This window comes from Mesorhizobium sp. M7A.F.Ca.CA.003.01.2.1, assembly GCF_003998945.1.
Taxonomy (GTDB): Bacteria; Pseudomonadota; Alphaproteobacteria; order Rhizobiales; family Rhizobiaceae; genus Mesorhizobium; species Mesorhizobium ciceri.
In genome coordinates this window covers 1-459 of the sequence record NZ_RZRA01001666.1, presented here as the reverse complement: position 1 = coordinate 459, position 459 = coordinate 1, and the positions used below count along the sequence as shown (strand labels likewise).

1 protein-coding gene is annotated in these 459 nt (G+C 64.5%); it reads left to right on the top strand.

The features are described from left to right. Window positions 1–459 (top strand): cobaltochelatase subunit CobN (locus EN969_RS34845; protein WP_206525390.1); only part of this gene is annotated, 459 nt, incomplete at both ends.

Sequence of the window (459 nt, the reverse complement as noted above, 5' to 3'; positions counted from 1 at the left end):
CGTGCTGCCCGAACTCGACGGCCGCGTCCTCGCCGGCGCCATTTCCTTCAAGGGCGAGACCGAGACCGATCCCGCACTCGGCCACCGCGCCTTCGCCAACCGGCCGGAACCGGATCGCGTGGCGCAGGTCGCTGACCGCGTCGCGGCCTTCATCAAGTTGCAGGAGACACCCCGCGCCGGGCGCAAGCTGGCCATCCTAATCCCGGATTACCCTAGCGCTCCTGGTCGAACCGGCTATGCCGTCGGCCTCGACGTGCCGTCCAGCGTGCTCGCCATGCTGCATGACCTGAAGGAGCAGGGCTATGTGATTGAGGGGATTCCGCAGACGCCGCGTGGGTTGCTGGATTTGCTGGAAGCCAGCGATACTGGATTGGCCTTAGATAACTACATTGCCTTCTCGACGGAGTTGCCGACTGCGGCAATTACTGCGGTCGAAGCCGCTTGGGGCAAAGCGGAAGA